The organism is Pseudomonas edaphica, assembly GCF_005863185.1.
Classification (GTDB): domain Bacteria; phylum Pseudomonadota; class Gammaproteobacteria; order Pseudomonadales; family Pseudomonadaceae; genus Aquipseudomonas; species Aquipseudomonas edaphica.
This window is the reverse complement of sequence record NZ_VBVZ01000304.1, coordinates 1-7,279: the sequence shown is the minus strand read 5'-3', so window position 1 is coordinate 7,279 and position 7,279 is coordinate 1. Positions and strand designations below refer to the sequence as shown.

The window sequence follows — 7,279 nt, the reverse complement described above, 5'->3', positions numbered from 1 at the left end:
GAATGCCGCCTCTGACGCTCTGCGTCTGCTCTGGATCTTCAGCTGTGACGTTTGTCCAGCCACTCCAACGCCGTGCGCCACACACAAATCCCCAGAAAATACGCCGACATCACCGACCACAACCCGAACGTCCACGGGTTGGTATTGGGGTAGTCCACCACCATCAAAAAGCTGCACAGCAACCAGATGGTGGTCACGGCGATGTTGATCGGCATAAAGCGCTTGACCCGGAAGGGGTGTAGAAACTTCATCGGTGTCACGGTCAGCAGCGCCAGGCCGATCACTGTGGCCAGGGTCACCCAGGCGTCCGGCTGGATGATGTAAACGCACAAGGCCACCACATTCCAGGCCGCGGGAAAGCCGACAAAATAGTTGTCCTTGCTCTTCATGTTCACATTGCAGAAGCAGAACAGCGACGACACCAGGATCACCGACACGGTAAACAGGTGGGTAAAGTCCGGCAGGTCGATATAGCGGTAGATAAACAACGCCGGAATAAACACATAGGTCAGGTAGTCAATCACCAGGTCCAGCACCGAGCCATCAAAGCTGGGCAGTACCGTGCTGACATTCACCCGTCGCGCCAGCGAGCCATCGACGCCATCGACCACCAGCGCCAGGCCCAGCCACAGCAGGCAGGCCTTGGGTGAGTTTTCCAGCAATGCCAGGGTGGCCAGGAACGCCAGCACCACGCCGGTGGCGGTAAAGCCGTGGGCGCCCCAGGCTTTGAGTCTGGCTACATGCAGGGTCGATATCACGGGCGGCTCTCCAAAAGATGAAACAGGGCAGCCGACGACGTAACGCCGTCGAGTCTGGCCAGGGAATGCAGGTATCGACCGGGAAGGAGGGAATAAGGTTCACCGCCCCGGTGTATCACTTAGCGTAGCAAGGGTCAGACGTTTCGGCATCAACCCTGACGGAACACCAATGCCTTCAAACCGCTTTGCGGGTCGACATCGGGAAATTCCGGCGGGTTTTCCAATCGCTGCACAAAGCGCAGGCCCGGTGCTTCGCGGGTTACGCCGTCAATCAGGAAGTCTTCACCGAAGGCCGGGTCGTTCATGCAGGCCAACACCGTGCCGTGGGCTGTGAGCAAATCCGGCAGGCGGCGCAGCACGCGTTGGTAGTCTTTGGTTAGCAGAAAGCTGCCTTTCTGGAACGACGGCGGGTCGATGATCACCAGATCGTAAGGGCCGCTGTTCGTCACCTTGGCCCACGATTTGAACAGATCGTGGCCCAGGAAGCTGACGTTACTCAGGTCATGACCATTGAGGCGATGGTTGTCGCGCCCGCGACTCAAGGCGCCACGGGCCATGTCCAGGTTTACGACATGGTCGGCGCCGCCTTCGATGGCGGCCACCGAGAAACCACAGGTGTAGGCGAACAGGTTGAGCACGCGCTGGCCCTTGGCCTGTTCGCGCACCCAGTTGCGGCCGTAGCGCATGTCGAGGAACAGGCCGCTGTTCTGTTTTTTACCCAGGTCGATCAGGTAACGCAGGCCGCCTTCGGTAATGGTCAGTTCGTCAACGGCCTCGCCCGAGAGCCATTCGGTGGTGCTTTGCGGCAGGTAGCGGTGTTGCAGGGCAACGGTGTAAGCACTGAACTGTGTTTGCAGCAGCTGCTTAAGGGCTTCGAGCTGCGCAGGCGCAGGCTCCTTGAACAACGAGACCAGCAGCACGCCCTGCAACCAGTCCACCGTCAGTTGCTCCAGGCCCGGCCAGCAGCGGCCACGGCCGTGGAAAAGGCGCCGGGTTTCACTCGGCGGGTTAGCCAGGGCGGTGAGCAAATGGGCGTGCAGGGTAGCGAGTGCGTCTGGGTTCATCGTTGAGCGTCAGTCGTTGAGCGGGCGGCATTTTAAACACAGTTGCGGTGCTTCGTCGTGTTTGAGCACAACGTGCTGCAAAAAAGATGATTGGCAGTGATTCATGCTCAAAATGCTTGAACCTGCGCTTGATAACAGGCAGAAAATCCTCAGGCACCGACATAAACTGGAAAAAAAGCCCGGAGGTGCCCATGAACGGTTTCGCGAGTGCAGTCAATCACACAGCCCAAGACCCGCAAGAACTGGATGAGTGGCGCGACGCCCTGGCCTCGCTGGTGGCCAATGCCGGGCCAGAACGGGCGCGCCAGATCCTCGACCTGCTGGCCCGTGAAGGCAGCGCACCGCACATCGACTGGAAACCGCGCCACGGCACGCCCTACGTCAACAGCATCAGCGTTGAGCAGCAACCGGCGTTTCCCGGTGACTTGGCCACCGAAGAACGCATCGCCTCGCTGGTGCGCTGGAACGCTCTGGCCATGGTGGTGCGCGCCAACCAGGCGTATGGCGAACTCGGTGGCCATATCGCCAGTTATGCCAGTGCGGCGGACTTGTTCGAAGTCGGCTTCAATCACTTCTTCCGGGCGCGCAGCGACACCTTCGGTGGCGATCTGGTGTTCTACCAGCCGCACTCGGCACCGGGCATTTATGCCCGCGCTTATCTGGAAGGCCGCCTGACGGAAAACGACCTGGCGCACTACCGCCAGGAAATCGGCGGGCCAAAAGCCGGCGCACGCGGCCTTTCCAGCTACCCGCACCCGTGGCTGATGCCGGACTTCTGGCAGTTTCCCACCGGCTCCATGGGCATCGGCCCGATCAGCTCGATTTTCCAGGCGCGCTTCATGCGCTATCTGCAACATCGCGGCTTGCTGGACACCACCGACCGGCACGTCTGGGGTGTGTTCGGCGATGGCGAAATGGACGAGCCGGAAAGCATGTCGGCCCTGACCCTGGCTGCCCGCGAAGGCCTGGACAACCTGACCTGGGTGGTTAACTGCAACCTGCAGCGCCTCGACGGACCGGTGCGCGGCAACGGGCGCATCATCGACGAACTCGAAGCCTTGTTTGCCGGTGCCGGCTGGAACGTGATCAAGCTGGTGTGGGGCTCGGACTGGGACGCCTTGCTGGCCAAGGACACTGACGGTTCACTGGTGGAAACCTTGTCGAACACCGTCGACGGGCAATTCCAGACCTTTGCCGCCAAAGACGGCGCCTATAACCGCGAGCACTTCTTCGGCCAAAGCGCGTCGCTGGCGGCCCTGGTGGCGGGCATGAGCGACGAGCAAATCGACCGCCTCAAGCGCGGTGGCCACGATATGGTCAAGATCCACGCTGCCTACCATGCCGCGCGCCGGGTAAAAGGCCAGCCCACGGTGATCCTGGCCCAGACCAAAAAGGGCTTCGGCATGGGCGAAGCCGGGCAGGGCAAGATGACCACGCACCAGCAGAAGAAGCTCGATCGCGACGCGCTGCTCGCTTTTCGCAATCGCTTCCAGTTGCCGCTCACGGATGCGCAGACCGAATCCTTAAGTTTTTTCAAACCCGCCGAGGACAGCGTTGAACTGCGTTACCTGCATCAACGTCGGCACAAACTCGGCGGTTATATGCCAAGCCGCAGCCCGCTGGCCGCACCCGTCAGCGTGCCGCCGGTGGCGGGTTACGCCGGTTTCGCTACGGCAGCCGAGGGTAAGGAGATGTCCACCACCATGGCGTTTGTGCGCATGCTCACCAACCTGCTCAAGGACAAGGCTCTCGGCCCGCGCATCGTGCCAATCGTTGCGGATGAAGCACGCACCTTCGGCATGGCCAACCTGTTCAAGCAGATCGGTATCTATTCCAGCGTTGGCCAGCGTTATGAGCCGGAAGACATCGGCTCGATCCTCAGCTACCGCGAGGCCACCGATGGGCAAATTCTCGAAGAAGGCATCAGCGAGGCCAGCGCCATCAGCTCCTGGGTGGCGGCCGCCACCAGTTATTCGGTGCATGGGCTGCGCATGTTGCCGTTCTATATCTATTACTCGATGTTCGGCTTCCAGCGCGTCGGCGACCTGATCTGGGCTGCCGCCGACCAGCGCGCCCGTGGTTTCCTGCTCGGCGCCACCGCCGGGCGCACCACCCTGGGCGGCGAAGGCTTGCAGCATCAGGACGGCAGCAGCCACTTGGCAGCCGCGACGGTGCCCAACTGCCGCGCCTACGACCCGGCGTTTGCCGGCGAGTTCGCGGTGATCCTCGACCACGGTATGCGTCAGATGCTGGAGCACGATGTGGACGAGTTCTACTACGTGACCCTGATGAACGAAAACTACCCGCAACCGACACTGCCGGCAGGCGTGGAGGCGGCGATTATCAAGGGCATGTATCGGTTGCAAGGTGCTGCGGATGCCAAGGTGCGCCTGCTCGGCTCGGGCACGCTGGTACGTGAGGCCCAGGCGGCCGCGCAGTTACTGGAGGAGGATTGGCAGGTGGCGAGCGAGGTGTTCAGCGTGACCAGTTTCAGCGAGCTGGCACGGGATGCGCGACAGGTGGAGCGCTGGAATCGGTTGCATCCTCAGGATATGAAGCGCTCCAGTCATGTGAATGCATGTTTGCCTAAAGGTGTACCGGTGATTGCGGTGTCCGACTATGTACGGGCGGTGCCGCAGATGATCGCTTCGTATCTGGACAGCAGCTACACGGTGTTGGGCACCGACGGCTTTGGGCGTAGCGATACTCGGGCAGCGTTGCGTGATTTCTTTGAGGTGGATCGCTATCACATTGTGCTGGCGGCGCTGACGGCGTTGGTGGAGCAGGGCCGTCTGGAACCCGAGGTTTGTCAGCAGGCGATCGAGCGGTATGGCGTACAGGCGGAGCGCGAGCCTTCCTGGACCTCTTGAACCCCTGTTAAGCCTGCTGCCTCAGTGAGCTGATGATGAATGCATGCAGGCTATCAACCGCTTCAGACCCGCGCGAGGCCCGGCTTCGCAGGATTGAAACCTCCATGGGTTCAATCCTGCCCAAGCCGTGCTCGCTGCCCAGAACCTGAAGTGATGCCTGCACGGTACATTGGGTGATTGCGGCAATCGCCAGCCCACCTTCAACGGCGGCTAGTTGGCCGGCAAGGCTGGAGCTGTTGTAAACCACCTTGAATTCACGTCCCTTTTGGCTCAGTGAGTTCACCGCATAACGTCTGGCCAGGCTTGCACTTTCGTAGACGGCGATAGGTAGCGGATCGCGCCTCCACAGTTCGAACTGGGGCGAACCGACCCATACCATGGGTTCCTTGAATAGAAAAGTGCCGCTTTGAGGGGCGTCACGCGACACGAGTGCAAGATCAAGGTCGCCGCTGCGCACACGCGGGATGAGTGCGGCCGACTGTTCGCAAGTCAGTTCTATTTCCACACCCGAATAGCGCGGCAAAAAACGCTTGAGCACCGGCGTGAGATACATCGCCGCGTAGTCTTCCGCAACGCCAAGGCGGATGCGTCCGGTCAATTCTTCACCGTGAAAGGCCGCTTGGGTCTCGGCGTGCAGTGCGAGCAGGCGCCGGGCGTAGCCCAGCAGTAACTGACCGTCCGCCGTCAGTTGAAGGTGACGCGGGCCACGGCTCAACAACTGCCGCCCCAGCGCTGCCTCCAGTTTTTTCATTTGCATGCTGACGGCGGACTGCGAGCGGTTGACCTCATGGGCCGCGCCAGAGAGCGAGCCGGCATCCACCACGGCCACAAAGCATTTGAGCCAATCGATCTGCAAATTGCTGGCAGGCATCCAGGTGACCTCTATTCGTTAATCGAATGGCTGTGACGTGAATTATGCGCTTTTCAAGAGGTTTGTTCACCCGCAAAATCCTCGCCTCAACCCCTGCCTGCTGGATTTGACCATGCCATTCGACACCTGGTTGCTTTACCTGGTTACCTGCTGCGGCATCGCTATAGTGCCAGGGCCCAATGCGTTATTAGTGCTGACCCATGGCGCCATTCACGGGCGTCGCAAAACACTCTTCACGATTTCGGGCGGCGTGCTCGGATTTGCCGTGGTGCTGTCGTTTTGCGCTTTAGGCTTGGGGGCACTGATCCAGGCGTCTGCCACCTGGTTCACGGCACTGAAGGTGGTTGGCGGGCTGTACCTGATCTGGCTGGGGTTTGGGTTGTGGCGCTCGGCGCCTGTGAGTCTTGAGGCAGCCGTTACGACCAGCCTGCGAAGCTGGTCGCTGTTTCGCCAAGGGCTGGTATCGGCGATTTCAAACCCCAAGGCGCTGCTGCTGTTCACCGCCTTCATTCCACCTTTTCTGGACCCACACCGAAGCCTCATCGCGCAGACGGCCGCCATTGCGCTGACCTACGCCGTGGTGGAGTTTGTTGTTGAATATCTGGTGGCCAGCGCAGCACATCGGGTCAGGCCCTGGTTAGCCCGAACCGGACGCCGATTCAATAAAGTCTGCGGTGGTTTTTTTGTGCTGTTCGGGTTAGCGCTGCCTGTCCATAGCTGACGGCAAGTCTAGAAGGTGGCGATCAGTGCTGGCCCAAAGGCTTCTTTCAAGAAGCCCGGCGCGATATAGCGTTCGTAATGCGCCTCGGACAGCAGGAAAAACTCGCGGTCAATCGCATCACGCAAATCTGCCAGGTGACGCTCGCGAAACTCCGGCAGCAACGCCAGCCCATACGCGTCCAGCTTGGAAATCACCCGCGCGCCCCGGGCAATCAACTGGTACGCCCAGCAGTACGGCGACTGGTGTGGCATAAAGCGAATTTTGCGGGTTTCAAGTTGTTGGCGCAAAAGCTGCGGGTCAAACACCTCAAGCTTGCTGGCCATCACCTGCACCAGCAACTGTTCCAGGCGCAGCCACACCGCCTGTTTTTCCTCGGCGTTGTAGCCATTCCACTGGATGACTTCATGGTGATAACGCTTGCAGCCCCGGCAGACCAGGTCGCCGTAAACGGTGGAACACAGGCCGACGCAGGGCGTTTTGATGGTTTGGTTGGGCATAAAGTTTGTACGCAAGTCTAAAAAAAACCGCTAACGCATGTGGGAGCGGGCTTGCCCGCGATAGCTGAGTGTCAGCCAATATATGCTTAACTGACCCGCCGCCATCGCGGGCAAGCCCGCTCCTACATTTTTAATCCCAGCTCAGCGCGCCGCCAGTCTGGTACTCGATCACACGGGTTTCGAAGAAGTTTTTCTCTTTCTTCAAGTCCATGATCTCGCTCATCCACGGGAACGGGTTAGTCGTCCCTGGGTACTCTTCTTTCAGGCCGATCTGCGACAGACGACGATTCGCGATGAACTTAAGGTAATCCTCCATCATCGCCGCATTCATGCCCAACACCCCACGCGGCATGGTATCCCGCGCATATTCAATCTCCAGCTGCGTCCCCTGCAAAATCATCTGGGTCGCTTCTTCCTTCATCTCGGCATCCCACAAATGCGGGTTTTCGATTTTGATCTGGTTGATCACATCGATACCGAAGTTCAGGTGCATCGACT

The 7,279-nt window shown here is 59.9% G+C and carries 7 protein-coding genes; 2 read left to right on the top strand and 5 right to left on the bottom strand.

Going from position 1 to position 7,279, the window contains the following annotated elements; translation table 11 throughout:
• Positions 1-38 precede the first annotated feature (38 nt).
• Both pcsA and FEM54_RS19440 read right to left on the bottom strand, forming a co-directional pair.
• Positions 39-758 carry a phosphatidylcholine synthase gene (gene pcsA, locus FEM54_RS19445; RefSeq protein ID WP_017134682.1) on the bottom strand — a complete coding sequence of 240 codons (720 nt, stop codon included), beginning with the start codon at positions 756-758 and terminating at the stop codon, positions 39-41.
• 149 nt (positions 759-907) lie between these two features.
• Positions 908-1,822 (bottom strand): class I SAM-dependent methyltransferase, encoded by a 915-nt coding sequence (locus tag FEM54_RS19440; protein ID WP_138452532.1) that lies wholly within the window; start codon positions 1,820-1,822, stop codon positions 908-910.
• 191 nt (positions 1,823-2,013) lie between these two features.
• On the opposite strand from FEM54_RS19440, the gene mdeB reads away from it, so the two are divergent.
• Positions 2,014-4,692, top strand: a complete 2,679-nt coding sequence (gene mdeB / locus FEM54_RS19435) for an alpha-ketoglutarate dehydrogenase (RefSeq protein WP_138452530.1) — start codon at positions 2,014-2,016, stop codon at positions 4,690-4,692.
• A gap of 7 nt (positions 4,693-4,699) precedes the next feature.
• Here mdeB and FEM54_RS19430 read toward each other — a convergent pair whose 3' ends face one another.
• On the bottom strand, positions 4,700-5,563 hold the full coding sequence (locus FEM54_RS19430) for a LysR family transcriptional regulator (protein ID WP_099548300.1): 864 nt from the start codon (positions 5,561-5,563) through the stop codon (positions 4,700-4,702).
• Positions 5,564-5,675: 112 nt separating this feature from the next.
• On the opposite strand from FEM54_RS19430, the gene FEM54_RS19425 reads away from it, so the two are divergent.
• A complete protein-coding gene (locus FEM54_RS19425; protein ID WP_099548301.1) occupies positions 5,676-6,284 on the top strand; it encodes a LysE family translocator in 609 nt (202 codons plus the stop codon).
• 8 nt (positions 6,285-6,292) lie between these two features.
• Here the strand turns inward: FEM54_RS19425 and FEM54_RS19420 are convergent, their stop codons facing one another.
• Together FEM54_RS19420 and FEM54_RS19415 are read right to left on the bottom strand one after the other, a co-directional pair.
• Positions 6,293-6,781, bottom strand: coding sequence for a DUF1289 domain-containing protein (locus tag FEM54_RS19420; protein ID WP_138452528.1), 489 nt, complete (start codon positions 6,779-6,781; stop codon positions 6,293-6,295).
• Positions 6,782-6,911: 130 nt separating this feature from the next.
• Positions 6,912-7,279 (bottom strand): ribonucleotide-diphosphate reductase subunit beta (locus tag FEM54_RS19415; RefSeq protein ID WP_073525043.1); only part of this gene is annotated, 368 nt, incomplete at its 5' end.